At 51.8% G+C, this 25,668-nt stretch carries 20 protein-coding genes; 8 read left to right on the top strand and 12 right to left on the bottom strand.

Going from position 1 to position 25,668, the window contains the following annotated elements; translation table 11 throughout:
• The first annotated feature begins 73 nt into the window (after nucleotides 1–73).
• The gene (locus JWJ90_RS12510) at nucleotides 74–1,927 is read left to right on the top strand and encodes a peptidase U32 family protein (protein ID WP_205227564.1); all 1,854 of its coding nucleotides are present in this window, start codon (nucleotides 74–76) and stop codon (nucleotides 1,925–1,927) included.
• A 32-nt stretch (nucleotides 1,928–1,959) separates the two neighbouring features.
• On the opposite strand, the gene JWJ90_RS12505 is transcribed toward JWJ90_RS12510, so the two are convergent.
• The 5 genes from JWJ90_RS12505 to JWJ90_RS12485 form a co-directional block, all read right to left on the bottom strand.
• Nucleotides 1,960–3,657 carry a methyl-accepting chemotaxis protein gene (locus JWJ90_RS12505; RefSeq protein WP_205227563.1) on the bottom strand — a complete coding sequence of 566 codons (1,698 nt, stop codon included), beginning with the start codon at nucleotides 3,655–3,657 and terminating at the stop codon, nucleotides 1,960–1,962.
• A gap of 418 nt (nucleotides 3,658–4,075) precedes the next feature.
• A complete protein-coding gene (locus tag JWJ90_RS12500; protein WP_205227562.1) occupies nucleotides 4,076–5,026 on the bottom strand; it encodes an ABC transporter substrate-binding protein in 951 nt (316 codons plus the stop codon).
• 96 nt (nucleotides 5,027–5,122) lie between these two features.
• Nucleotides 5,123–6,598, bottom strand: a complete 1,476-nt coding sequence (locus JWJ90_RS12495; protein ID WP_205227561.1) for an aldehyde dehydrogenase family protein — start codon at nucleotides 6,596–6,598, stop codon at nucleotides 5,123–5,125.
• A gap of 21 nt (nucleotides 6,599–6,619) precedes the next feature.
• On the bottom strand, nucleotides 6,620–8,275 hold the full coding sequence (betA, locus tag JWJ90_RS12490; protein ID WP_205227560.1) for a choline dehydrogenase: 1,656 nt from the start codon (nucleotides 8,273–8,275) through the stop codon (nucleotides 6,620–6,622).
• A gap of 15 nt (nucleotides 8,276–8,290) precedes the next feature.
• Nucleotides 8,291–9,061 carry a GntR family transcriptional regulator gene (locus JWJ90_RS12485; protein ID WP_205227559.1) on the bottom strand — a complete coding sequence of 257 codons (771 nt, stop codon included), beginning with the start codon at nucleotides 9,059–9,061 and terminating at the stop codon, nucleotides 8,291–8,293.
• A gap of 501 nt (nucleotides 9,062–9,562) precedes the next feature.
• On the opposite strand from JWJ90_RS12485, the gene JWJ90_RS12480 reads away from it, so the two are divergent.
• A complete protein-coding gene (locus JWJ90_RS12480; RefSeq protein ID WP_205227558.1) occupies nucleotides 9,563–11,560 on the top strand; it encodes a methyl-accepting chemotaxis protein in 1,998 nt (665 codons plus the stop codon).
• Between the two features lie 76 nt (nucleotides 11,561–11,636).
• Here JWJ90_RS12480 and JWJ90_RS12475 read toward each other — a convergent pair whose 3' ends face one another.
• Complete coding sequence (locus JWJ90_RS12475) at nucleotides 11,637–13,364, bottom strand: bifunctional metallophosphatase/5'-nucleotidase (protein ID WP_205227557.1); 1,728 nt, start codon at nucleotides 13,362–13,364, stop codon at nucleotides 11,637–11,639.
• A gap of 701 nt (nucleotides 13,365–14,065) precedes the next feature.
• Here JWJ90_RS12475 and JWJ90_RS12470 point away from each other — a divergent pair.
• The 3 genes from JWJ90_RS12470 (at nucleotide 14,066) to JWJ90_RS12460 (ending at nucleotide 16,200) form a co-directional block, all read left to right on the top strand.
• Complete coding sequence (locus tag JWJ90_RS12470) at nucleotides 14,066–14,860, top strand: SDR family NAD(P)-dependent oxidoreductase (protein WP_205227556.1); 795 nt, start codon at nucleotides 14,066–14,068, stop codon at nucleotides 14,858–14,860.
• Nucleotides 14,861–15,000: 140 nt separating this feature from the next.
• On the top strand, nucleotides 15,001–15,621 hold the full coding sequence (locus JWJ90_RS12465) for a flavodoxin family protein (RefSeq protein WP_205227555.1): 621 nt from the start codon (nucleotides 15,001–15,003) through the stop codon (nucleotides 15,619–15,621).
• 87 nt (nucleotides 15,622–15,708) lie between these two features.
• On the top strand, nucleotides 15,709–16,200 hold the full coding sequence (locus JWJ90_RS12460) for an NUDIX domain-containing protein (protein WP_205227554.1): 492 nt from the start codon (nucleotides 15,709–15,711) through the stop codon (nucleotides 16,198–16,200).
• Nucleotides 16,201–16,382: 182 nt separating this feature from the next.
• Here the strand turns inward: JWJ90_RS12460 and JWJ90_RS12455 are convergent, their stop codons facing one another.
• From JWJ90_RS12455 to JWJ90_RS12430, 6 genes are read right to left on the bottom strand one after another with little or no spacing between them, the layout of a single operon-like run.
• Complete coding sequence (locus JWJ90_RS12455) at nucleotides 16,383–17,480, bottom strand: HprK-related kinase B (protein WP_205227553.1); 1,098 nt, start codon at nucleotides 17,478–17,480, stop codon at nucleotides 16,383–16,385.
• Nucleotides 17,461–18,327 carry a GAK system ATP-grasp enzyme gene (locus JWJ90_RS12450; protein WP_205227552.1) on the bottom strand — a complete coding sequence of 289 codons (867 nt, stop codon included), beginning with the start codon at nucleotides 18,325–18,327 and terminating at the stop codon, nucleotides 17,461–17,463. Before JWJ90_RS12450 ends, JWJ90_RS12455 begins: the two co-directional genes overlap by 20 nt.
• The gene (locus JWJ90_RS12445; RefSeq protein WP_205227551.1) at nucleotides 18,324–19,223 is read right to left on the bottom strand and encodes an NUDIX hydrolase; all 900 of its coding nucleotides are present in this window, start codon (nucleotides 19,221–19,223) and stop codon (nucleotides 18,324–18,326) included. The genes JWJ90_RS12450 and JWJ90_RS12445 overlap by 4 nt, the downstream gene beginning before the upstream one ends.
• Nucleotides 19,220–20,878, bottom strand: a complete 1,659-nt coding sequence (locus JWJ90_RS12440; RefSeq protein WP_205227550.1) for a PhoU domain-containing protein — start codon at nucleotides 20,876–20,878, stop codon at nucleotides 19,220–19,222. Before JWJ90_RS12440 ends, JWJ90_RS12445 begins: the two co-directional genes overlap by 4 nt.
• A gap of 17 nt (nucleotides 20,879–20,895) precedes the next feature.
• Nucleotides 20,896–21,168 carry an amphi-Trp domain-containing protein gene (locus tag JWJ90_RS12435; RefSeq protein WP_205227549.1) on the bottom strand — a complete coding sequence of 91 codons (273 nt, stop codon included), beginning with the start codon at nucleotides 21,166–21,168 and terminating at the stop codon, nucleotides 20,896–20,898.
• A 60-nt stretch (nucleotides 21,169–21,228) separates the two neighbouring features.
• A complete protein-coding gene (locus JWJ90_RS12430) occupies nucleotides 21,229–22,326 on the bottom strand; it encodes a hypothetical protein (protein ID WP_205227548.1) in 1,098 nt (365 codons plus the stop codon).
• Nucleotides 22,327–22,857: 531 nt separating this feature from the next.
• Between JWJ90_RS12430 and JWJ90_RS12425 the strand changes: the two genes are divergently transcribed.
• From JWJ90_RS12425 to JWJ90_RS12415, 3 genes are read left to right on the top strand one after another with little or no spacing between them, the layout of a single operon-like run.
• Complete coding sequence (locus JWJ90_RS12425) at nucleotides 22,858–24,195, top strand: aldehyde dehydrogenase family protein (RefSeq protein WP_205227547.1); 1,338 nt, start codon at nucleotides 22,858–22,860, stop codon at nucleotides 24,193–24,195.
• 40 nt (nucleotides 24,196–24,235) lie between these two features.
• Nucleotides 24,236–24,910: an SCO family protein gene (locus tag JWJ90_RS12420; RefSeq protein WP_205227546.1), complete on the top strand. Its 675-nt coding sequence runs from the start codon at nucleotides 24,236–24,238 to the stop codon at nucleotides 24,908–24,910.
• Nucleotides 24,911–24,921: 11 nt separating this feature from the next.
• A complete protein-coding gene (locus tag JWJ90_RS12415; RefSeq protein ID WP_205227545.1) occupies nucleotides 24,922–25,356 on the top strand; it encodes a copper chaperone PCu(A)C in 435 nt (144 codons plus the stop codon).
• Nucleotides 25,357–25,668 lie beyond the last annotated feature (312 nt).

Here is a 25,668-nt window from a genome sequence, read left to right as displayed (position 1 = left end):
TCGTTTACGCTGGTTACACAGGGATAACAGCTTAGATTCAGTCTCTTTTCAATACCCGACCTTAAGGACATCTATGCACACACGGGACATTGAACTTTTAGCTCCTGCACGGGATCTGGCCTGCGGCATAGCCGCCATAGAACACGGCGCTGATGCGGTCTATATCGGCGGCCCCCTCTTTGGAGCCCGTGCCGCTGCCAGCAACAGTTTGGAAGATATTAAGCAGCTGGTCCAGTATGCTCACCTCTTTCGAGCACGGGTCTATGTTGCACTCAATACGCTTTTTACTGAAGATGAGTTACCCCAGGCGGTGCAACTCTGTCATCAGCTTGATGCCATCGGAGTCGACGCCCTCATTATCCAGGATCTGGGGCTGCTTGAATGCGACCTGCCTCCTATCCCGCTCCATGCCTCAACCCAACTCAATAATCGGACTCCGCAAAAAGTGCGTTTTCTTGAGCGGGTCGGCTTTACCCAGGTGGTTTTGGCCCGCGAGTTGAGTCTGGCCCAGATTCAGACGATCAAGGCGGCCACCTCGGTACCGCTGGAGTGCTTTGTCCATGGCGCCCTCTGCGTTTGTTACAGCGGTCAGTGCTATATCTCAGAAATCATGGCTGGACGTAGCGCCAACCGTGGTCAATGTGCTCAATTTTGCCGGCATAAGTTTACCCTCCAGGATAAAAAGGGCAAGGTCCTAGCCCAAGATCGTTACCTGCTGAGCCTCAAGGACCTGGATCTCTCCCGCCATTTAACCGATCTCATCAACGCCGGGGTACGATCCTTTAAAATTGAAGGTCGGTTGAAGGACAGCCTCTATGTAAAAAATGTGACCGCACGCTACCGGCAGGCCCTGGACACCATCATTGACAGCCGCCCCGATCTTATCCGTGCATCGAGCGGAGGCTGCCGCTTCTGTTTTTCGCCCGATCCCGCCCGATCCTTCAGCCGAGGAGCAACCGATTATTTTCTACGGGCTCCCAAAACCAACATGGCGGAAATACGGACCCCAAAATCCATTGGTAAACGAGTGGGAGAGGTCCTCTCTCTTGACGCAACCTCCTTTGTTATCGACGGGGAAGAAGCGCTGCATAATGGGGATGGACTCTGCTTTTTCGACCAGAGCGGCAATCTGATTGGCCTCCGGGTGAACCGGGTAGAAGGAAACCGCATTTTTACCAAGGATCCGCTGAATCGAATAGGCGTATGCAAGGGGATGGAACTCTTTCGCAATAGCGATGTTGCCTTTGGCAAACTGCTGGAGCAGTCCCAAAGCTGCAGGAGCCTGGATGTCGACATGCGTCTTGGTGCATCTGAAACAGGGCTTGTACTCAGGATTAAAGATGAGGATGGAATTTGCTCGGAGACCGGGCTCAGCATCAGCCCGGAAATGGCGACAACACCCGGTACGATCGAGCGTATCGCCAAAAAACAGTTGCAAAAAAGTGGAGGGACGGCTTTCAGCGTGCGTTCAATCGAGGTGCGGCTGGATCCCCACCTCTTTGTTCCGGCATCAGTCCTTAACCAATTACGCAGACAGGCGCTCGACCATCATCGCGCACAAAGACTCCAATCCTATGTCCGCGATCGGGCTGAAATCGTTCCCAACAGTACCCCCTGGATCGCAGACCAGATCGACTACCGGGAGAACATCTGCAACAGCCGGGCCGCGGCTTTTTTTCGGCGGCACGGCATTGCCCAAGTCGATCCGGCGGCCCTCTCTCCGCACAGGGCAGAGCACCCCGAACTGATGTCCACCAAATACTGTCTCAGGCGACAGCTGGGAATCTGCGACAAAATAGCCGGTACGCTGATGAGGAGTAGCGAACCTCTTTTCCTCAAAGACAATACCGGCTGTTATCGGGTGGAATTTCATTGCGAGCGCTGCGAGATGACCCTCACCCGCTGTCAGGACTGCGGGAAAAAATAATTGTCCCAGATTTCCCCTGAATCCTTCCTGGATCAGACGTTGAACTTCGTCGCGATCGTCTCCAGTTGACGGGCGAGAGAACTGAGTGCTTCCGCACTCGCCTGCACCTGTCGACTCCCGGTTTCCACCTGGGTGGACTGCTGGCTGATAGTGCTGATCTCCTGGTTGATCCCGGAAATCACTCCGGTGCTTTGAGCGATGTTGTGGTTGACCTCGCTGATCCCCTGGGAGGCGAACTCAATACTGCCGGCAATTTCTCTGGATGTCGAGGTCTGCTCGTCCACGGCTGCGGCTATACTGCTGATCATGGTGTTTATTTCCTCGATTACCTCGGAAATCGAACCGATATCCTTAATGGTGCCTTCCGCAGTCTGCTGCATCTCGGCTATCTGCTCTTTAATATCCACCGTTGCTGCGGCGGTCTGCCTGGCCAGTTCCTTGATTTCATTGGCAACGACAGCAAACCCCTTTCCCGCTTCTCCCGCACGCGCGGCCTCGATGGTGGCATTAAGCGCAAGCAGATTGGTCTGCTCGGAAATTTCGGTGATGGTCTCGGTAACACGACCGATATTGCGGGCCGAATCCCCAAGAGAGGACATTTTATCTGAGGTGAGCGTTGCCTGATCCACCGCCTTGGCCGATATGGAGCGTGCATTATCGGCGTTCTGGGCAATCTCATTAATCATGGCAATCATCTCCTCGGTAGACGAGGCAACCAGGGATACATTGGTCGAAGACTGTTCCGTGGCGCTGGCCACGGACTGCATATTAACATTCACCTGTTCAGCCGAAGTGGCAACGGATATCGACCGTTGGGAGGTATCCTGAGCGGAAAGCAACAGATTCCCTGAGATGGTTGTCAGCTCACCCGAAGAGGCGGTCAGTCGATGCACATCGTTGACGACCTCACGAATCATCCCACCAAGCTGCGTCACCAGTCTGCTCAGGGAGGCCGCCATCTGCCCCACCTCATCGCCACGATTCAATAAGGCAGGGGGGATGCTCTGCTGCATATCCCCTTGTGCGACCTGCTCAAGAATCTTGACGCCTGCTGTAATCGGCCGACTGATTCCCCGCGAGATGATGACTCCAAGAGCCAGCGCCAAACCGATCAAGGCAACGAACAACACCCCCATGGTGAGCAATCGATTGTTTAGCAGTTTGACCGACCGATCCTCCAAGGCAGAAAACTCTTGATTGGCCAGGGCAACAACCCGGTCAATGGCCTTTCGATGGGCCAGGTATTCCGGTTTGAGTTGCTGATAAAAGATGCGCTGCGCCTGTTCCATCTCATTTCTATTGATGGCATCGGCAAAACCCCCCAAGGCAATCGAGTAAAAATTTCGTGCCCGTACGGCGGCCTCATGGAGGAAAACGGTCCGAATCTCTTCGTTGGTCAAATTTTCCTCCCAGAACCTGATACGATCCTTGAAATAGCCACTCCCCTGAAAAAGCTCCTGCAAACGCACAATCAGCTGTTTACGCAAAGAGGAATCCTTTTCTGCTGTGGCCGCATCCATGGCACAGAGATAGCTCTCGATTATATAGTTGGGCGGGGGAAGAATATCCGCAATCAGATCCTTGTTATCGATGATCTTGTGATACATCGATCCTTTAATACGAATTTCATCAATCGTGAATTTTGCATACAAACCGCTTAGGAGAAAAACGAGCGCAAGGCCCAAAAATGAAAGGATAAGTTTTTTACCAATGGTCCAACTGTTCAGCATGATCCGTCTCCAGTAACCTCTATATTGGACCTGAACCAATGAGCGTTCATCAACACGCCATTGTAGATGAAGCATCAAAATATTTGTGACAAAATTGTGACACGAGTGTTGTGGAGAATAAAATTTTTCAACAAGCTCAGATAACCGCAGACGACATACCTGGAAGAAAAAGCAATTATTCAAAAAATTCGTGTGCTTTTAAGCAGATAACCAACCACCCCGCTGTCACGGATTCAGGTAGAGAAAAACACAGAGGCATTGTCTCACAAGTTTGTCCACTTGAAAAGACAAAATTGGAATAAACCTGATGTGCGGCCACTCTGAAAATTCAAACAAAAAAGGCCAGATGCGCACGATCTGCGCATCTGGCCTTTTATACCCGACGAAAGGCTCAACGAACCTTTCTGAACAGCAGCCTTTATTTTCCAGCCATGGTCTTGGCAAACACAGGCAAAGCAGGTTTGCCGTCTGCTGTTTTCACCCCTTTGAGCCACCCCTCATAGACCTCGGGGTGTGTTTTCAACCAGTTCAGCCCGGCTTCTTTGGGCTGGAGGTTGGTGTCTTTGTGCATAGTGCCCATGATCTGATTGATCATGGCAACGGGAAAGGTCAGATTTTTCAGAAACAGGGCCACATTGGGCTGTTCTTTGTCAAACCCTTTGCGAATATTGGTATAGACAGTGGCTGTCCCGTCGTTATCGCCAAAGGTGTCGGCCTGGCTGCCGGTGAGATACTTCATATCGATGATCTCATTCATGTAGTGCGGAGCCCACCCCAGGAACACAATCCATTTTTGATTCCGAGCGAATGCCTGCACCTGGGAAAGCATGCCCTGTTCACTGGAGGAGACCACTTTGAAATTTTTCAGGCCAAACATATCTTTATCCATCATCGCCTGAATGATCTCATTACCGTCGTTGCCTTCTTCGATGCCGTATATTTTATGCTCAAGCTTATCAGCATATTTGGCGATGTCGCTGAAGTCCTTCAGCCCACCATCATAGACATAGCTGGGAACCGCCAGGGTGTATTTGGCTCCGGGCATGTTGGCAATATATTGAACCACGGTACCCTTTTTAAAATAGGGGTCGGCAATGGAGGCCATGGAGGGCATCCAGTTGCCCAGAAACACATCGGCTTCACCTGTGGCCATGGCATTATAGACAATGGGGACTGACACCATGACGTTGCTCGCCTTGTAGCCCAGCGTGTTGAGGATATGTACTGCAAGCTCGGTCTTAATGGTGACACCGGTCCAGCTGACGCTGGCAAAGCGGACTTTTTGTTCAGCTGCCTGGCTGGGTACGGCCAAAAGAACAGCAAAAAGAGTACAGAGGACAACTCGTTTCACAGAACTGATTCGTTTCATAGCTCCTTTTCCTTTGCATGTTGAAAAGACAACCCCACTCAAACACCTGAATCCGTTATGGCGTGTGGTCACTGATTCAGGAAAGAGTCCGCGCCCCTACGAGCGACCAAACCAGTGAAGAGGCTGGGGTTGATGGTTATGATAGATATGTTTTTGCTCGGTATATTCTTCCAGGCCGCTCATGCCGAGCTCTCTGCCCAGGCCGGATTGTTTATAACCGCCCCAGGGCGCCTGGGTGAAATAGACATTAAAATCATTGACCCAGACCGTTCCGAAACGAAGGCCCCGGGTCATACGTTTTATGCGGGCCTGGTCGCCCGTCCAGAAACCGGCCGACAGGCCATAGATGGTGGAATTGGCACGCTCAAGGGCCTCTTCCTCAGTATCAAAAGTTTCAATGGTAATAACCGGGCCAAAGACCTCTTCCTGGACAATGCGCATATCGTTTTCGCACTGATCAAAGAGCGTGGGCAGATAGAAAAACCCGTTTTGCAGGGCTGGATCATCCGGACGCTTCCCCCCCAGAACGAGCTTGGCCCCTTCCTCCTGGGCGATGACCACATAGCGCTCAACCTTGTCCCGATGGGCCTGTGAAATAAGGGGGCCCATCTCGGTCCCTTCCGCAAATCCGTCGCCAACCTTGATGGCAGCCATCCGTTTGCGCAATTCTGCAACCAGACGGTCGTGGAGGGGACGTTCGACCATCACCCGGGCACCGGCGGAACAGATCTGTCCGGCATGGAAAAAGACGCCGTTGAGCACATAGTCAAGGGCCACATCAAAATCGGCGTCGGCAAAGATGATGTTGGGATTTTTTCCGCCCAACTCGAGGGCGACTTTTTTCACGTTGCCGCTTGCCGCACACATGATCTTTTTGCCGGTGGCAATGCCGCCGGTAAAGGAGATCAGATCGACCAACGGACTTTCCGAAAGCTCGGCACCGACAGGGTCCCCCGGACCAAGCAAGAGATTGATCACTCCTGGAGGAAAGTCGAGGCTTTCCGCCAGCTCGGTGACACGAATCGCGGTCATAGGGGTAATTTCGCTAGGCTTCATGATCAGGGTGCAACCGGCGGCCAGGGCAGGGGCCATCTTCCAGGCCGCCTGCAGCAGGGGATAGTTCCAGGGGGAAATCTGGCCACAGACCCCAACCGGCTCACGGACCACCACAGAGGTCGCGGTCTCAGTGGGCGCATCGATCACCTCACCGCCCATTTTGTCGGCCAGGCCACCGTAATATTTAAAGATACCTGCAATATCAGCCATATCCCAGCGGCTCTCTTCCACTGTTTTGCCGGTATCCAGGCTCTCCAGCCGGGCAAGCTCCTCGGCGTTTTCTTCTATGAGAACACCGAGTTTATAGACCAGCTCGCCACGTTGACTTGCCGGGAGATGGGGCCAGGGGCCGTTGTCAAAAGCTTCGCGAGCGGCTGCAATAGCCAGCCGCGCATCTTCGCGATCTGCCTCTGGAACCTCGGCAATAGTTGCACCATTGGCCGGGTTGAAAATTGCCCGCGTCGCTTTTGCCTGTGCCTCGACCCAGGCTCCATTTATATACATGCGTTGTTTCATGGATTACTGCCTGGTAGAGGATTATTTGTTATCCGCGTTATGAACATAGAACGGGCTGTTGTCCGGGGTGAGCATGGTGTTGCCGAGAATAAGGTCAGCCGCCTTTTCACCGATCATCATAACCGGGGCATAGATATTGCCGTTCGTGATCGCGGGCATGACCGAGGCATCCACCAAGCGCAGATTTTCCACACCGTGGACCTTGAGATTGCTGTCGCAGACGGACATATCATCGTAGCCCATCTTACAGGTGCAGCTCGGATGATAGGCGCTCTCTCCTTCCCGAGCCACGAAATCAAGGATCTCCTCATCACTCTGGCAATCGGCCCCTGGAGCCAGCTCCTTGCCGCGCAGCTCATCAAAGGCCGGTTGGGCAATGATATTGCGTGAGCAGCGAATGGCCTCGATCCACTCTTTGCGCTCCTGCTCGGTGGAGAGGTAATTAAAGAGAATGGAGGGATGCTGGGAGGGGTCAGCGGATTTGATCCTGACGTGACCGCGGACATCAGAGTTCATCGGGCCCACATGCAGCTGGAAGCCGTGTCCCTCTGCCGGGGCACTTCCGTCATAGCGAATGGCTATGGGCAGGAAATGGAACTGGATATTGGGATACTTGACCTCATCGTTGCTGCGGATGAAACCGCCCGCTTCGAAATGGTTGCTGGCGGCAAGGCCTTCCCCCTTGAGAAGCCACTGGATTGCAAGCATAGCCTTCTTGACCGGTTTAAGCGCCGGATAGAGGCTCACCGGTTTGGATGCCTGATACTGGACATAAAGCTCAAGGTGATCCTGCAGATTTTCACCGACACCGGGCAGCTCGGCTACGGTCTGGATTCCGAGGCTCCCGAGCAACTCGGGATCCCCCACACCAGAGAGCTGCAGTAGCTGGGGAGTATTGATAGCACCGCCGCAGCAGATGATCTCTTTGCCATAGACGGTGTGGACCTTTTTCCCTTTCCGGTACTCCACACCGACCGCCTTTTTGCCCTCAAAGAGGATACGGGTTGCCATTGCATGACAGCGCACTTCCAGATTGCTCCGATTCTGGACCGGATGGACATAGGCACGGGCCGCGTTCCAACGGCTACCACGGTAGATCGTGCCGTCAAAACTGGAGAAACCTTCCTGCTGGTAGCCGTTGACATCACCATTGACAGGATAGCCGGCCTCCTGCACAGCTTTAAAAAAGGCATCAAAGAGCGGATTATCACATTTGGGCGTTGTCAGGTAGAGAGGACCACCGACGCCATGATAGCGGTCAGCTCCTTTGAGACGGGATTCAAAACGCTTGAAATAGGGCAGACAGTGGCTGTAGCTCCAGTCGCCAAGCCCTTCAAAGGTAGCCCATTTCTCATAATCCAGGGCATTGCCGCGAATATAGATCATACCGTTGATGCAGCTTGACCCACCCAACACCTTACCGCGCGGTTGCGCGATACGGCGGTTATTCATATGGGGCTCGGGATCCGACTCGTACATCCAGTTATACATGCCGTTGGTCAAGAGATAGGTCAGGGCCGAAGGAACGTGCAGACGCGGATCCCACCAGTGGTCCGTACGCCCGGCTTCCAAGACCAGCACCTTATGCTCCGGGTTGGCGCTTAACCGGTTGGTCAATACACTTCCGGCGGATCCGCCGCCTACGATGATAAAATCATAAATCTTTTTTGTGCTCATAACTCCTCCCAATACCTACTCCGACGCCGACTTGGCTGTCCATTCTTGAATCTCGACTCCGTCGCCTGCTTCCAGCTCCAGCAACTGCAAGAGCATGGCATAGTGGTAGCTGATGTGTGACAGAGCCTTCAGCGGTTCGCCTTCGGCGATAGCCTGGGCGGTATGACGCCAGTTTTCCGCTGTTTTGTTTCTATAATCCGCACGATTGTAAAGATTGAAATCTGACGAACTAAACCCAATCTGAAGCGCATGCATGATCCACTCGAAAATGGGATTGCGGGCCATCTGGGCAAACTTCAAGTTCAACTCCCTGTCCAGTTCCGCCAACTGCTCCATATCCGGCTCTTGCTGGAGAAATAGTCGCTCCAGATCCTTTGCCTTGCTGAGCAGTTCCTCTTTCTCCGCTGCACTGCCTCGAGTAATTGCCAGGGGGGTAATTGTTCTGTCCAGGCTTTCACGGAACTCGATCAGATGATAAGGCGACATCGGTTGTCGCTTGATAAACAGCGCAAGCGATTCGCCGACCGTTGCCACCTCCACCTCACGGACGAAGGCGCCCCCTTTTGCTCCTTTCTTGATCTCAATCAATGACTTTTGTTTCAACGCCTGCAGGGCTTCTCGAATAACGCCACGGCTGGTGTTGAAATGAACCTGTAGCTCTCGCTCACTTGGCAGACGATCACCAGGCTCAAGCTGCCTCTCAATGATCGCCGCCTCTATCTGGAGGGCGACCTCTTCCCCTGCCCTCCCCAGATTAACCGGAGCAAATTGGATTGTTCTCTTCACCGTCGTCAATGGTCCTACCTATAAATATATTTACCTCTCCCCAGAAAGGCCTGATTCGTCACCAACAGATCTAAAAAAGACGATATTACGCATTAGTGCAAGAAAAAAATGTTTAAACATGAAACATTTTCCTCGGAACCAACCGTCATAATGGTACGACCAATGGAGCCTAAATCACAGCTCTTCCGTCCTGGAACGGCCCCGCACCTAAGACCAGAAAAGCAACCAGAGTAACGGAAAATAAATTCAACTCGTTGAGATTAAAAAAGAAGACCACACCTGCCGTCACGGATTCAGATGACAATCAGGCACCAACTCTGGAGCAAGAGCCTGGCGCGGGGAGATATTTCCCCAGGGAGCTTGACATTTATACACTTTTTGCCCTACACCCTAGAGGGGTGCGTATAAAAATCGCCCCCCCTACAAGGTCCTCATTTGTGGTGTTTTTTCAACTCCAAGGCAGAGCTGCTTACTGGATAAATGCAAAAGACAGGGGGAAGGATGAACGTACGATCGATTAGATTTCGACTTATTGCGGGTGGCTGCCTCATGGTTGTCCTCCCGCTTGTGGTCGTCGGGTTTCTTGCAGTTAGCAAATGTTCCACCGCACTGACAGTGAATGCACGGGAGAGCGCTGCAGCCCAGGCCGAAAAACTGGCCGATCTCATCCAGGCCACTCTGGAAGCCCAATTAAAAACGGCCGCGGCCCACGCTGTGGATACCACAGTCCGCCAGATCAGCCAACGGGTCCAGGAATTAGGGATTAAAGGCAGCAAGGCGGATATTCGCTATCTTCGCCAACAGATGAAGGACAAGTTCAAACAGCTCGACGATTCCTACCTGGGTATCTTTGTGACCGATGCCCAGGGAGCGATGTACACCGGTGAACTGGCCACCGGTGAAGAATACAAAGGCGTCAACCTTGCTGACATGGAATATTTTCAGCAAGCCAAGCAAACCGGCAAGCCGGTTGCCGGCGATGTGGTGAAATCCAAGGTTACCGGAGATGTTATCTATGTTGTTTGTGCGCCAATCTTTTCCTATGAGAACAAATTTCTCGGCATTTTTGGTCTTTCACTGAAGGCTCAGCCACTGCTCACCCATGTCTCTCGGGTCAAAGTGGGGCAGACCGGCTACGCGTTTATGTGTGATCGTAACGGCATCATCATTGCGCACCCCAAGCACGAATATGAAATGAAACTTGACCTGAAAACGCTGAAAGGGATGGAGAAGATCACCCATGCCATGATGGCCCAGGAGTCAGGCGCCATCGATTACACCTTTAAAGGGAAAAACAAGACCGCCGGGATCGCCCCTGTGAGACTCAAAGGCTGGTCCATTGCCATTACCCAGGATGAAGATGAATTTCTCACAGCAGCGGATTCCATTCGCAACTCAATCATGACGGTTACGGCCGTAACGGTTCTGCTGGTCTGCGGCCTGGTTTATCTGTTTGCACGCAGTATCATTGTGCCGCTCAACAAAGCCGTTGTGGGCTTGCAGGATATTGCCCAGGGTGAGGGGAATCTGACCATGCGCCTGCAGGTTGGAAGTAAAGATGAAATTGGTGAGTTGGCCCGGTGGTTCAACACCTTCATTGAAAAACTCCAGGGGATCATTGGCCAGATTGCAGAGAACACTGGTCTTATTGACTCCTCATCGCAGGAACTGACCGGCGTTGCCGCCAGTCTCTCGGAAAACTCCGCCGACACCTCCAGACGGGCCGACTCCGTGGCAGAAGCCGCCAACGAGATGACCAGTAACCTCAATAACGTTGCTGCCACTGTCGAGCAGTCTACCGCCAACACCACCATGGTTGCCAGTGCGGCTGAACAGATGAGCGGGACCATCAGTGAAATCGCCACCAATTCCCAGGAGGCCCACTCTATCTCTCTGGAAGCGGTGCAACAGGCTGAATCCACCTCGAAAAAAATGGGAGAACTGGGACACGCAGCCCAGGCCATCGGCAAGGTGACCGAGGCAATAACCGAAATTTCCGAGCAGACTAATCTGCTGGCTCTCAATGCCACCATCGAAGCGGCCCGCGCCGGTGAGGCAGGCAAAGGATTTGCCGTTGTCGCCAACGAAATCAAAGAGCTGGCCAAACAAACAGCCAGCGCGACCCAGGATATCAAAACCCGTATCGCGGAGATGCAGGAAACCACCAACAGCACGGTTGATGAAATTCAGCAGATCACCGAGGTCATCAATAAGGTCAATACCATTGTGGCAAGTATTTCCACAGCTGTTGACGAACAGAGTGCCGCCACCCGGGAAATCGCCATCAATATCGCTCAGGCCTCCCACGGGATGGAGGATGTCAATGATAACGTCAGCCAGAGCTCAGAAGTGGCGGGCAACATCAGTCAGGATATTGCAACCGTGAATACAGCCTCCTTTGAAATTTCCAGCTCAAGTGAGCTGGTTAAAACCAGCGCCGCTGATTTGCAGCAGCTTGCCCTGAAACTGAAGAATATAGTTCACAGTTTTAAAATTTAATCCCTCCCCTACAGCCTTCAAAAACAAAGGGCGCCACGAAGATGTGGCGCCCTCTGCATTTGCAGTACTGACAGAATCAATCCACCTCGACGATCCGCCCCTCGATGGATGCGGAAAACGGCTGCTCAAGCCCCTGGATGTATTCGATCAAAGCGTCAAGATCAATGGGACCAATCACCTGATCGCTCCCCTCGGTCAAGACGGAAAAATTATCTCCACCGCCAGCCAGGAAGCTGTTGACCGTGACCGTGTAGGTTGCATCCACATCGATCGGGGTCCCGTCCGCCTGTAGCACTTCCACGATTTTATCACCATCAGGTCGACTTGCATTCCAGGTGTAGCTCAGCCCCGAGACTTGCAGGACTTTGGTATAATTTTGATGCGGTAAAAATTGCTGATTGAGCAAGGTATACACCTGTTCGCCAGTCAGGGTCATTTTCACCAGATAATTGTTGAAGGGCTGAATCGTGTACAATTCCCCCCAGGTAACCTCTCCCGCATCAAGATCGGCACGGACACCGCCAGGATTCATAAAGGCGAAATCGGTTCCCATTTGCGCACGCTGGGCATCGGCAATCAAATTACCGAGCGCCGATTCAGCTGTATAGATATTGCCACGTACAAGGGCTGAGGCCGTCGTTCCCACCACGGCACTGGTATAGATTTCGGTTGCGGCGACTGCCTGTTCAACAAGCGCACTGACCTTCGCATCGGGTTCCAGGCCAGCCCCCTCATCAGCCCAAGTCGTGATTATTTGTGCCGTTTTCGTGACCACGTTCCGGGTTCTGTTGTCAATTGTCAGGTCAATATCCGCATAGGCTGATCCCTTGGACCAGGATTGGGTCACTAGAATTTCAGCCCCTTCCTTATTCTCCACGAGAATATTGGAGAATCCATGGGAGTGCCCGGTGATGACGACATCAACCTCACTATCAAGATTCTCCACAATCTCGACAACCTCACCACTCAGGTCGGCAGCAACGGTATCGGTCTCTCCCTCATAAGCCGTTTGACTGCCCCCCTGATGCAAGAGAACGATAATGGTGCGTACGCCTCTTTTTTTCAGGTAGCGCACATATCTATTGATCGCCGTCGCTTCATCGGTAAATGCAAGTCCTTCAATGCCGGAAGCCGTCACAATTGAAGGCGTTCCCTCCAAAACCGCGCCAATAAAGGCTATGGGCACGTTATTGATCTTTTTCACCACAAAAGGCGGCAGAAACGATCTCCCGGAATCTTCCCGAATAATATTGGCACAGACGTAGGGAAAGCGGGCACCTTGCCAGAGGTCCTGCAAAAACGGGCCATCTTCGTGGTTGCCCCCATAAATCAGGCGAAGTAACTCATCCTGCCCTTCATCAAACTCATGGTTGCCGACTGTCCCCACCATGTTGCACTTGGGGTGCATACGGCCACGAGCCCGGCAGTATCTGTTAGCCATCTGGTTAAAAAACATGATCGTGGGTTCGTCCTGCAGCAGCGCTGATTCAGGTGTTGAAGCACCAACCACATCTCCGGCATGGACAAAAAAAGTATTCTTTTCCTGGCCTTTTGCAGACTCTTTCAGATACGCGGCCAGCACCGGTGCGCTGCCGACAGGGCGGGAATCAACACTCACCCCTTCAGTAATCTGGCCGTGAAAATCGTTGATTGCCAAAATTTGCACAGCGGTTGTCTTCTGCCGTTTTGGTAATTGCTTCCGGCAATGACCTGATGCAGGCAGGCTCAATACAGCCAGTGCGGTAAAAGCAATCAGACTAAAGATCAGAAACGTTTTGTGGTTATTGTTCGGTAATTTTCCCATGGGAGCACCCTCCTTGGTACAGTGGTGCCCAGCCCCGCCCTCTCTTTGAGACGAGACTGGGCGCATTGTTCAAGACTGCAACGCATCTCTGGTGTACGGATTGCCTTGTCACGCCCACTCAAAAACCGGATAGGCATCGGTGCAGGTTTGAATGGCCCGGCAAACCAAGGAAGCGTGTCCGTTTGCTGAAAGAGAATTTCAGCGTGGAAAGCGGACACCCTGTGAATCCCCCTCTCATTACCCCTCTTCCTTAAGCAAACGATTAACTTGACGTTATTCCTCCATTATTATTTGACTAAGGTAAAGCAGCGTCTGGGAAGCTGATCGTCTCTAAAACGGCCCCTTTGCCGGGTCGCCCCACACTCTTCCTGCACCCATCAATACCGCTTCGATAGAACGTTTCTATACAATTCGATTGCATAAAATAATTTCCCGTTCCTTCCGTCATCTCCAGTGCCTCAGCTCCCAAGCATCGCCTTGACAGATAATGTTAGGATGACCAAAGTGAATACCTGTTCTTATGCACTCTTTTTTAATGGTTTTTCTCGGGAAATACCCAGCAGGGTTGCCCTAAGGGAAAAGCGAAGAGAAGGCCTGATTGTACGAAACAAAGCGTATCACGGACAACGAAACTCCACGTCGGTGAGTGCTCACAAATTCAAGAGCATAAGAAAACACACAGACCTGTAAAGGAGGTCCATATGCACCTTGATCTGACGGGTAAATCAGCTTTGGTCACAGCCTCGAGCGAAGGGATTGGTTTTGCGATAGCACAGGGACTGGCCTCAAGCGGAGCCACCATTATTCTCAACGGGCGTTCACAGGAAAAACTGAAAAAGGCGGAAGAACGTCTTGTCGCTCTTGTACCCACAGCAACGGTACGAAGCTTCGCGGTTGATCTCGCTCAGTCGACAGGCTGTGATGCCCTTGTTGAGGCGACGGGACCTGTGGATATCCTGGTCAATAACGCTGGCATCTACGGGCCTCTGGATTTTTTTGACACCGACGATGCCACCTGGGACCGGTACTGGCAGACCAATGTCATGTCCGGCGTGCGTCTTTCCCGAGCCTACTTGCCCGCAATGCAGGACAAAGACTGGGGCCGGATCGTCTTTATCGCCTCGGAATCGGCCCGCAATATACCTGCCGATATGATACACTACGGTGTTTCCAAAACCGCGCAGCTCGCCCTCTCCCGCGGCCTGGCAAAACGTGTTGCCGGTTCCGGAATCACAGTGAATGCGGTCCTGCCGGGGCCGACTCTCTCCGATGGCTTTCAGGCCATGATGGCTGAAGAGATGGCACGTACCGGAAAAACGCTCGAAACTCTGGCCCAAGAGTTTATCGCCGCCAACCGCCCGAGTTCCATTCTCAAACGAGCCGCCTCTGTCGAAGAGGTGGCAAACATGGTGGTCTACGTCTGCTCACCCCAAGCCTCTGCCACCACAGGTGCGGCGCTTAGGGTCGATGGCGGTGTGGTCGACGATATTATCTAACCTGAATCCGTCACGGATTCAGCTCTCAGTCACACGACGGTAAAAAGGTACTCCCCAAGTCATTCTACAGAGGCTCCTCCCAGGAAGGGGTGCCTCTTTTTTACGTTCACCCATTCCACCTATCCATAAGGAGCAAACCAATGAAAGTCTTAATGATTAACGGCAGCCCCCATGAAAAAGGCTGCACGTACACTGCACTGAGCGAGGTCGGTAAGGAGCTGGAAAGAAATGGGGTCGACAGCAGCATTCTCCATATCGGCAAAAAGGGTATTCCCGGCTGCACCGCCTGTATGGGCTGTGTCAAAACCGGCTACTGCGTCGTTACGGATGATAAGGTCAATGAGTGTATCGACCTGCTCAAAGAGGCGGATGGTTTGATTGTGGGCTCCCCGGTCTACTTTGCCGGGCCTAATGCCTCACTCTGTGGCTTTCTGGATCGTGTATTTTTTCAGAAGGCTGATCCCTATGCGTATAAACCGGCAGCCGCAGTGGTCAGCAGTCGTCGAGGTGGCAACAGTGCTGCCTTTGATCGTCTCAACAAATACTTTACCTTTGGCCAGATGCCCATTGTCTCCTCGCATTACTGGAACGGCATCCACGGCAACAAGGCCGAGGAAGCCCAACTTGACGTTGAGGGACTGCAGACCATGAAAATTCTGGGACGCAACATGGCCTGGCTTTTAAAATGTATCGAGACGGCCAAGCATGAGGTTCCCTACCCCGAGCTTGAGCCCCGTCAAAAAATGAATTTTATTCGCTGATTTCCGCCCCAATCCGTGACCATGGATTGAGGTTGGAGCAAAATCGCTGCAGGGGGATAGCCCCCTGCAGCTTAGCAGGACGCATATATGGAAGCGAGAGCTCTGGAAATTCGCAACACGGTCAAAGCTATTTGCCGCAACAGACGGGGAGAAATACTGATCCAGAAAAAAATCTATGAGGACGGTCGTGAACTCTACACTCTACCCGGTGGTGGGCAGCAGCCGGGAGAAAGCCTGCTTCAGGCTCTTGAGCGGGAGTGTTGGGAAGAAATCGGTGCCTTGGTGACCGCCCGTGATTTGGAGTATGTTTGCGAATTTATAAAGAAGCCGACCAGTCCCGGAAAATTACCGCGTCATAAAGTGGAGTTTGGATTTCGCTGTGATCTGCCGGAAGACTATATTCCTCAAATGGGACCTCAACCAGATTCTCATCAAGAGGCCATCCTTTGGCTCTCTCTTGAAAAGCTCGCAAACCTTGAGCTGAGCCCCGAAAAACTTCTTGCCTGCCTGAAAAATGCGGAGGCCCCCCTCCCCGTCTCGGCTTTTTCAAGCCTGTTGGAGCAAGACCTGATTCCGTGAGCAGTAAGCGATCACGGGACACCGAATCTGCGGTGTTATCGGCCTGTTTACGTACAGGCGTACGCTGTACAGACCGATGCCTAGCATCTCCGGCACCCCGCAATCGCTTACAAATCCGAGGATGCCGGTCTTTTTTGCCCCTGATCGCTTACCGTGAGCATCTAGCTCCTGCCATAACGGCTTCAGGACTGTATCCAGCTGTCAACTACCTGTACAGCCTGGTCAAAATCTGCTCCGCCACTGAGTTCCAGCACCCGGCAACGGCTGAGAAGTTCCAGATACCGTTCCTCTGGCTGATTTTTCGGCACACCGCTCTGAGGAATAAAAAAGAGCCCACTGTTTTTCATAATGGCAGGCAGCAGTTCTCTTCTCTTCTCCAGGTCTATCTTCGTTGCCACCATGGGGCCTGCACCAAAACGCCAGTTCAACAGAATCAGATATTCCATAGCTGAACTCAGCTGAAAACGATTCGGGCCATAACATTCTTCAATCAGGGCATCGAATTTATGCTCAAGCTGCCACAACTTCTCTTGGGGCAGTTGACTAAACCTTTTTTTCTCCTCCGGGCTCATCACTCCGGCAAGGGCAGGGTTATGCAGGGCTGTACCGGGGTTGATGCGCGGCCACTTGGCCACTCCGGTCATCTCCAGCCCCCCCTCCCCTGCTGCTTCAATGAGCAAACGATCGTTGGAGACAAAATCTGCCCCCGCACTCATAAGGTGCAGGGCAAGGGTTGATTTTCCCATCCCTGAAAATCCGGCAAGGGCAATACCTTTTTCCCGCAGACGCACGGCAGCGGCATGACCGAGCAGGGCTCCCTGATTGAGTTTCAGCTCGATGAAACGATTGTTGATAAAGTTAACCACCTGATTGGGGTACTGCAGGCAGGGGCCTGTAACCAGATTCTCCTCTTCACCAAAAATCATGACCATGCCGGTCTTGAGCTTGCGCACTATCCGCCCGCCTTTGATGTCGAGCCACTCTTCCTTGATTTTGCGGCCAGGCGCCGGTGCCTGCTTGGTCAGGGGCTGGCCCGATTCAAACAGTGGCCCGTCCACGACCTTGATCTGCATCCTTTTTTTTTGAGGTGGAGTGTCCAACAACGCTGAAAAATAGCCCGCTAATTCTTGGCGCATCGCCTCAGAGTTGCAAACAATTTCCAGGGTCCACTGATCAAGGGGCAGAAGCAGCGGCTCCACAAAAGTTTCTTGAGAAGTGAGGGTATGGATCAGCTCAGCCCGTGACTGCATCTGCAATGGATTAGAGCTGAGCGGTGACATAGCGAACATACTCCTTGGCTGCATCGATTGATCGTGCCTCTAAAATACCGCGAAAACCGCCAAAGGCGGAGACTTCAAAGACTAGAGGTCCCTGTGGCGTCAACGCCACATCCACACAGGTAAAATCCAAGCCAAAGAGTGCTTGCGCCCGCTTGGCCAACTCGATGATTTCCGGTTCCGGATCAAAGGACTGGTAGCGTCCGCCCGAGGCGGTGGTCGTATTCCAGGCTCCTTGCTGGCGACAACGGCCATAGGTGGTCAGGTACTTGCCGCCAAGAAAAACGATACCTAAATCATGATTCCCCAGGTCAATCTTTTGCTGAATATACATCTGCGGATTATCCCGATGAAAGGCACGAATCTTTTCCCGGCAGTCAGCCCCGGCACCTATCACACACATGCCCCGTGCCTTGGTGGAAAAAAGCGGCTTGAACACGGCCTCGCCGTACTCTTCCACTGCAACGGTTGCGGCCTCGATGTCCTCGGTGATGGTTGTAGGCGGCATGGGGATGTTTCCAGCCTGCAAGGTGATGGTGCAACTGATCCGGTTGAGTACGCCAAGAATCTTTGAAGGCGCGGAAAATATAGGGAGTCCACGCGCCTCTAAAAGGCGAAGGACTTCAAGCCGGTCCAAGAGCTGTGGTGAATAGTGACTCCCTATTTTTTTTATGATCAGCCCATCAAGGGTGGAAAGGTCAGTGCCTTGATACCAGGCACGGCCCGTGGGTAAATCCAGGCGCACCTTATCCATTTCAATGAGCAGCCGGTAACCGGTTGCCTCCTCAACGGTATCGGCGAGCTGCACCGATGACCAGCCCTCGGCAATGCCGACAACCCCGATTTTCATACCTGCTCCTTTTCAATATATTGCTCAAGACGCAAAATCATTGCCCCCAGAGCCGGATCCTTCACCCTTTGAGCTGCCTGGGCAGGCTGCATCCACTGGCGGCCACGATGGCTCTCTTCCCAGTCTTCTTGTGGAGCAAGCGCCTCAACCTGCTGGGCATAGACAAAAACCGTACATTCGGCGCCCCATTTTTTGTAGGTATAGTGACCAAGAGGTGCCTCGGCAACAGGTCCAGAGGCTCCCGCCTCTTCAAAAGATTCCTTGGCTGCTGACTCCTGGGCACTGAGTCCGGGCTCGTGGATCCCCTTGGGGACCACCAGGTGCTTGCGCTTGCTGGAGCCTATCACCAGAACTTTGAGTTCATCACCCACCCTCTTGTAGGGCACCACAGCCGACTGGGTGTAATAGTAGGCAGGACGTTTTCTTCGTTCTGGTCCATCGGGTGCAGGAAAGGCAAAAAGTCGGGGCAAATCGGACCGCTGGAGGTAAGCACAAACTGACCATCGCTGTTGTTCTTTCTTTCCTCCCTTTCTTCGCAGCCCGATCAGTCCCGGCCTGATCAACTGAGCATCCACGATGTTGAGCGTCTCTTGAGCCAAGGCACGCATGTGGGCTTTTGAACCGACAAGCAGAATCGGCTTGTTCTTCTTTGCAACACATCTCCTCAGGCCATTGCCATCTTCCAGAACTTGCGCTTTGTGAATACCGCAGCCCATTGCCTTGACCAATTTATGGGACAATTCTTTAAAAGGTGGCTGGCCCTGATAGTAAACGGCGGCAATCGGTACCTGCTGGGAGGCAAGGTAGGCTCCGGCACGTTGCCCATCTCGTTTCTGGTCGTCCTGAAGGTCTTCTTCCTTGAACTCGGCACAGTAGATAAAAAGATCACCATTCATAGGTAGAGGACCTCCTCGGGAAATTGAAAATCCTGCCAGTTTTGTTTGTCTTCATTAAAATGGATGACCTTTTCCAGAAGGAAGTTTGCCCGCAAGACCATCTCTTTGACAAAATCGGTATTCAATTGAAATCGTGTCGATGTATAGAGGGAGCGGGCCAGGGCCAGAGTCAAACGCACATCAAAGGTGGTGTCGTTTTGTTCTTTGGCAAAATTGCGTGCGAAACCATACATTTCTGCAATAGTCAAATTAATCTGCTGGCGGAGGGACTCGCCAAAAACCGGTAAACGGAAATTGGAGACGAGAAAGACAGAGACATCCTGAATGTAGTCCGCAGGGCCTGAACGATTGACATCGATAAAAAAGATTCTGTCACGGTGGGCGTCATAGAGGATGTTGTTGGCATTGAAATCTCCGTGAATAAACACAGAGAAAGGAGCTGGTAACAGACGTTCGACATGGAGACACTTCTCCACCAGAGTCGCTGTGGAATCCACAGCCAGATGCCCTAGCGTCTGCTGTTTACGCAGATAGCTATGGACCTGATGGACCGACTCAAGCCGGGTCATAACCTGGGCCATGTAGGAGGTCTCGGTTGCCCCGGCTTTTTTGGTACCAACCCACAGCTGTTCTCCCAGTAGGCGATGCAAGGCGTGTTGGGAGCTGAGAACCATCTCCCGGTCATCTCCCAGCACAATCTCCTGGAGATTATTCCCAGGTAAAAACTCGGTCAACAAGGCTCCATTTTCCGCATCCTGACGATAAAAAGTAAGTACTCTGGGTGCCAGGCCGGGGATAACATCAGCCCAGGCATCGAGCTTTTCTTTTTCCTTTTCAATTTTACGAATACTGCCGGTCTTGAAGATGGCCTCGTGGGCCGCGTCGCTGCTTGCGTCGCTGGGAACATCGGCAACCTTACTGATATTACAGCCGGAGCGGGTGCCCCAATAGGATCGAAGCTGAAGATGATCCAGGGGAATGTCGATCTTGGAGTTGGCCAGGGTCTGTTGCAGGGCGTCAAACTCACGGATGCGAATGCGCTCGCCAAGAATGGAGGAAAGGATGGCCTCGCCAATGTTCAGCAGCGAATCGCCTATGCGCTCGATATAGCGAAAGATAAAAAGAATGGTCACATAGGACTCTGTCGATTTCCCACGCCGTAACTCTTCCATGATACGGTTAAAGTTCTCGATATAGAGGCGATCGACTTCAAATTCACAATGGCAGATCGCCAGAGCCTGGCCAATATCCCCCTTTTCAAGCGATGGTGCCACCTGCTCAAGGCTCGCTTCGATCAGGTGAAAAAGCGCGGATGCATCAAAGCTGAGCCAGAGCACCCGATCAAGCAGGTACTCGACCTGACGCACAATATTTGAGGAGAAATCACTTATTTGTTTGAGATTGGTACTAATGGTATGGGTTGCCCTGGCACGATCGACGTTTTGATGGCTGGGTTCGGGATGGGTGAACATCAGCGCATAGCAATCGTTCTCCAGGGTTGTGCAGAGGTTGTCGATATAGCCATCACGCTCCAGTACTTTGCGGCACAGTCGCTGGTCAAAGGAGCTTAAGAAACGCGATGTTGCCGACAACTGCCCCAGCACCTCCATGATGAGAAAATGCAGGTTGTCCCTGATTTTAAGTTCTAATTCCATTCCTGCTAAAGTCCGCCTCAGGAAGATATTTTCACTGGCTTGGACTCGTCATCCATGTGCAGTTCTTTTTTATCTGTCCAGCGCAGCTCCAGCGTCAGCTTGTTTTTACTGCCTTTCTTACGCGCCTCAATGGAAAAATGCAAAAGCCCCTTGGGCTTGAGATCAATGCTTTCCTCTTCTGAGCTCAAGGATATCTTGCCCTCATCAATGGAACGAATCAGCGACTTGAGGTAACGTCGTACCGAACTCACATCCTGTATTGAATCGTATGAAAATTTCTGTTTTGCCATATTTCCCCTTCCTTGAATCGTCCAGCCTAAACGGGTTAATAGACCGTTTCTGGACGGACATTAGCTGTCTAGGCGAGCCTTATACTCCGCAATAATCTGAGGTCGATCCATACCCGCCTTCAAAAGGTGCTTTCTGATCTGCATATCCTCCCAGGCAGGCTGCAAGCCGATTTCCCGACAAGCCTTGACCTCGTCGCGAACGGCTGGATCTTTGATCTTCTCACTCATATGGGTGTCGTCTCCCATAAAGACCAACAGCGGTCTTGCATGAAGAGCCGCTTTGTTACGCCTGTTGAGCACGGTGATAAGAAAATCTGTGTACTTCCTTGATTGCGGATTCCATACCTCATACCCATCCACGTCATAATCCGCCAGCAATACCGGCCAAAACTGCTCCGGATGCGGAATTATTATGCCTGCCCCCAGGGCTCTGGCCTCTTCGATCACCTCAGAGGTCTGGTAAAAATAGTTGAGCGGAAAGGCCTCTTTGACCTTGACTTTAACCGCCCGCAGAAAGGTCTGGACTCGATCGATAAATTCCTGGTTCCCAGGCCCACGCATGAGATCGACATAATCGCGGATCAGTTTATTTTTAATGGAAAATTGGGGTACGCTGTCAAAATACACATCAAAAAGCCGCTCCAGCCGCTCTGCCTGCAGACAGGCAAAGGCAACCACCTCCTCGGTGGCCCCGGTTTCCCTGGCTGCCCAGTCCAGCATATCGTCATCGGGTTTGGTCAGGGCAGCAAGAAAATTAAACAGCTGCGAGGAACGATAGGTAAAGGTGTGCTTGAGAATGTTCTGAAACACGGTGGCGTCCTGGGCCTTTTCTTTTCTGAAATGGAGCAGGAGCTGCACCTTTAAATTGAAACCTCTGGAATAGCAGTCCACCTCAACCCCGCCATAGTCGCCGTATTCGGTGATCTGATTATGCTGGGTGGGGATGATCAATGCCTCCTTTTTATGGGGATAAAATGCATCGATCCGTTCACGGATCAGCTCCATGGGAATGTATTCGGGATGCCAGTGAACTGCCAGAACACTGGTTTGCCGGGGAAACTGCTGCTCTGGCTTAACGATCCACTCTTTCTGCTGGCTGCTGAGTTCGGTGGAAATACAGGTGGTAAACCGCAAATATTCTTCTTCCTGGATTTCCATCTTTTCATGTCTCAAGAGAATGCCTCTCTGTCTTGGGGATGTGTACGTGTTTTGGTTAAGATTTCACCCTGGATCCGTGAGCATTCATTGGTGTGTCAGCTTCGCTGTTTGTGACATGTCGATTAAAGTATACTTTATCGGCTTGTTACGAACAGTGAAGGTGGCGTACTAATGGATGCCCCAAAGGGCGGTGGGTGAAACTGAATAGCAAATAAATTAGTTTGAAAATTTCTGCATTATCAACTGAATATGTTATTCAGAGACCATCCGCCGTCACGGATTCAGGTTCACTTTATACTGCAGGCAAGCATTGATAGCAAAAAATTACCTCTGACTACTGGTAATCCTAATCTCTTGCTAACAAAGCTGGCTCAAGTACCGCCAGAGTTCGCAATTTTTTCCAGGCAAAGGGTTGCCTCTTGGCTTCGCCTGCGTTTTATTAAGATCTTCTTATCCTTGATTTATCAGCAACTTCTCTCCGCCTTCCCCCCTCCTTACGGAGTGGGCAAACATTCTCACAGGAGATCATCCATGGCAACACAATTACAATCGTATGATCCCAGTGACCAGACCCTGCTGGGTTCGGTGACGCTTCCCTCACAAGAGCAGATAACCACGCAGGTTGCCTCCGCCCATAAAGCTCAGTCCCTGTGGAAGCAGCTCAGCTTGGAAAAACGCTTGGAGGCGATTCAAAAGGCCTACGCGGCTGCAGAACCTGAAATGGAAAGGCTTGCAGAATTACTGAGCAGGGAGATGGGCAAGGATATTCGACGGGCAACAGGTGAAGTCCATTCAACGATTTATGGAGGCCCCTACATCGCTCAGGAGGCCCTCCAGGCCCTGCAGCCAGTACAGCGCGGCCGATCGACCAGTCAGTACACGCCCTTTGGCGTTGTTGCCGTTATCTCGCCCTGGAACTACCCTTTGGCCATGGCCAACAACCTCATCATTCCGGCGTTGATGGCAGGCAACACGGTACTCTGGAAGCCCTCAGAGGAAACACCGCTCATCGCCCAGGAATTTTTTGAACGTATCGCCCCTCACTTTCCCATGGATGTACTTCAGATTATCCACGGAAACGGTGAGCAGGGACGCATGCTCGTGGAAAGTGCTGTCCAGCTCATAGCGTTTACCGGCTCACAACAAACCGGAAAAGATATTATGCAACGGGCCGCGAAGGATCTCAAGCGCCTGGTGATGGAACTCGGGGGTAACGATCCCATGATTGTCATGCCCGACGCAGATTTGCAGGCAGCCGCCCGCTTTGCCGTGGGATCGAGCTTTGAAAACACGGGCCAGATGTGCATATCCACCGAGCGCATCTATGTGGAGGAAACCGTTGCAGATACATTTGAACAACTCGTGGTCACCCATGCAGCCAACTGCCGAGTTGGAGCCTGGAACCTGACAGGTGTCAATATCGGCCCGGTTGCGAACAGAAAGCAACATGCAAAGGTCCAGGCCCATATTCAAGATGCAGTCATGAAAGGAGCTACGCTTCTACTGGGTAGCGAGGTACAGGAGCCTCCCTTTATTCATCCAACGGTGATCGCCGGTATGCAGCCCGACATGCTTATTGAAAAGGAGGAAACCTTTGGCCCGGTCATCTGCATGAGCCGGTACAGTGATCTCGATCAGGCCATCGAGCGGGCCAATGACAGCAGCTACGGCCTGGGTGCGGTGGTCTTTGGCAACCAAGGCGCTGATCAGGTTGCCGAACGTTTAGAAGCGGGTATGGTAGGCATCAATCAAAGTGTAGGTGGCGAGGGGGATTCTCCCTGGGTGGGTGCCAAACAAAGTGGTTTTGGCTTCCATGGGTCAGTTGATGGGCACAGGCAATTTGCCCAGGTTAAAGTCGTGAGTCGGTGAATGCTCACGGATTCAGGTAAACTTCAACCGGTGAACTTGCATGTATTTTAAAAACGCCAGGATAACAGCGATAGCGATAGGCCTACTGTGCATTGCAGCTTTTATCGCAACTTTCGTTTTTCGTTTCGGAGAACTCAACTCTAGGTTACACCTAGATCAAGGTGAGGGAAGAATCTTCTCTCCACCGATAAAGCTCCCTCCCTTCAAGCTAATCGATCACAAAGGCCAAGCCTTTACGAATAAGCAATTGCAAGGGCACTGGACTTTGATTTCGATTGGATTCACCTACTGTCCTGATGTTTGCCCCATGACTTTGGCTAAACTGGCTGATTTCTATGATAAATTTGTCAAAGAAGAAGGACCCTCAAAAAGGCCAGAGTGTATTTTTTTAAGTGTTGATCCCTTTAGGGATTCACCGAAAATTCTTGCTGACTATGTTACTTTTTATCGTCCTGAGTTTTTGGGTCTGACCGGGGCACCTGAGGAGATCTTTCATCTCATTGATGAAATTGGACTGTATTATCGTTATGCCACACCTGACGGAAAAACTATTTTTCAAGATGTACTTCATCGTCCTGAGATGCAGAAATATTCCGTTGTCCACTCCTCGCAAATTCTGATTATTAACCCTGACAACATGGTCGTAGCGATGATCATGCAACCGTTTGAACCTACAAGGCTGTTGGAACTCTATAAAAAAATAACCAAAGACTAATGGAGACGAGTATGAGAAAAATATTACTCCCCCTGTTTTTTGCTCTCTCATTTTTCTGCATTTCCCCATTTGTGCATGCGGCCAATATTTCGGTCACGAATCCATGGATACTGGAAGCTCCTCCCACTGCCAAGGCTTTTGCGGCCTATATGATTATTAGGAATACTGGCAAACAACAGACATCTCTTCTTGAAGCAACCAGTCCTGATTTTGGTTCTGCCGAAATACACCAAAGTTCGATGCATCAAGGGATGGCGCATATGATGGCTCTCAAAAGCCTTCCTATTAAGCCTGGGGGGAAAGTTATACTTGAGCCTGGTAGCTTTCATATCATGCTACTCAATCCGCACAAACCTGTTTCCCTAGGCGACCAATTCATGCTGCAACTCCGTTTTGATAATGGAGAATCGCTTCAAATACCGGCCGAGGTTCGGAGGCACCGCTAAAAGAGTAATGGAATGGTATTCGGTTTCTGGTTATCGCTCAGAATTGCATGATATCCAGGAAACCGATACCCTAAAACGCCGATTTTCTGACGCCCTGGCTTGGAATAGTGAATGATAGCCAGAAACCGGACAATAACTTGTTGGACAAAGCCGCTGCGCGGCAGAATAAAAACCAGTGTATACTCGTGTAAGAGTTTAATTTTCAAACACTTACAGCAAGGAGTATACTATGAACAAGGCCGAAATTAAACGATTCGAGTCCCTCTATGAGCGCCACCTGCAAAAGCTTGCGCTACAAGGGAAAAGCGCCAA

Origin of the sequence: Desulfobulbus rhabdoformis, assembly GCF_016919065.1 — a bacterium.
Taxonomy (GTDB): Bacteria; Desulfobacterota; Desulfobulbia; order Desulfobulbales; family Desulfobulbaceae; genus Desulfobulbus; species Desulfobulbus rhabdoformis.
This window is presented reverse-complemented; position numbering and strand designations above follow the sequence as displayed.

What these genes read in the sequence shown, in the direction of transcription:
- JWJ90_RS12440 (WP_205227550.1), bottom strand. Translation starts at nt 20,878, where the DNA reads ATGGAATTAGAACTTAAAATCAGGGACAACCTGCATTTTCTCATCATG.
- JWJ90_RS12500 (WP_205227562.1), bottom strand. Translation starts at nt 5,026, where the DNA reads ATGAAACGAATCAGTTCTGTGAAACGAGTTGTCCTCTGTACTCTTTTT.
- JWJ90_RS12450 (WP_205227552.1), bottom strand. Translation starts at nt 18,327, where the DNA reads ATGAAAATCGGGGTTGTCGGCATTGCCGAGGGCTGGTCATCGGTGCAG.
- JWJ90_RS12465 (WP_205227555.1), top strand. Translation starts at nt 15,001, where the DNA reads ATGAAAGTCTTAATGATTAACGGCAGCCCCCATGAAAAAGGCTGCACG.
- JWJ90_RS12415 (WP_205227545.1), top strand. Translation starts at nt 24,922, where the DNA reads ATGAGAAAAATATTACTCCCCCTGTTTTTTGCTCTCTCATTTTTCTGC.
- JWJ90_RS12470 (WP_205227556.1), top strand. Translation starts at nt 14,066, where the DNA reads ATGCACCTTGATCTGACGGGTAAATCAGCTTTGGTCACAGCCTCGAGC.
- JWJ90_RS12505 (WP_205227563.1), bottom strand. Translation starts at nt 3,657, where the DNA reads ATGCTGAACAGTTGGACCATTGGTAAAAAACTTATCCTTTCATTTTTG.
- JWJ90_RS12510 (WP_205227564.1), top strand. Translation starts at nt 74, where the DNA reads ATGCACACACGGGACATTGAACTTTTAGCTCCTGCACGGGATCTGGCC.
- JWJ90_RS12475 (WP_205227557.1), bottom strand. Translation starts at nt 13,364, where the DNA reads ATGGGAAAATTACCGAACAATAACCACAAAACGTTTCTGATCTTTAGT.
- JWJ90_RS12455 (WP_205227553.1), bottom strand. Translation starts at nt 17,480, where the DNA reads ATGTCACCGCTCAGCTCTAATCCATTGCAGATGCAGTCACGGGCTGAG.
- JWJ90_RS12425 (WP_205227547.1), top strand. Translation starts at nt 22,858, where the DNA reads ATGGCAACACAATTACAATCGTATGATCCCAGTGACCAGACCCTGCTG.
- JWJ90_RS12430 (WP_205227548.1), bottom strand. Translation starts at nt 22,326, where the DNA reads ATGGAAATCCAGGAAGAAGAATATTTGCGGTTTACCACCTGTATTTCC.
- JWJ90_RS12480 (WP_205227558.1), top strand. Translation starts at nt 9,563, where the DNA reads ATGAACGTACGATCGATTAGATTTCGACTTATTGCGGGTGGCTGCCTC.
- betA (WP_205227560.1), bottom strand. Translation starts at nt 8,275, where the DNA reads ATGAGCACAAAAAAGATTTATGATTTTATCATCGTAGGCGGCGGATCC.
- JWJ90_RS12495 (WP_205227561.1), bottom strand. Translation starts at nt 6,598, where the DNA reads ATGAAACAACGCATGTATATAAATGGAGCCTGGGTCGAGGCACAGGCA.
- JWJ90_RS12435 (WP_205227549.1), bottom strand. Translation starts at nt 21,168, where the DNA reads ATGGCAAAACAGAAATTTTCATACGATTCAATACAGGATGTGAGTTCG.
- JWJ90_RS12460 (WP_205227554.1), top strand. Translation starts at nt 15,709, where the DNA reads ATGGAAGCGAGAGCTCTGGAAATTCGCAACACGGTCAAAGCTATTTGC.
- JWJ90_RS12445 (WP_205227551.1), bottom strand. Translation starts at nt 19,223, where the DNA reads ATGAATGGTGATCTTTTTATCTACTGTGCCGAGTTCAAGGAAGAAGAC.
- JWJ90_RS12420 (WP_205227546.1), top strand. Translation starts at nt 24,236, where the DNA reads ATGTATTTTAAAAACGCCAGGATAACAGCGATAGCGATAGGCCTACTG.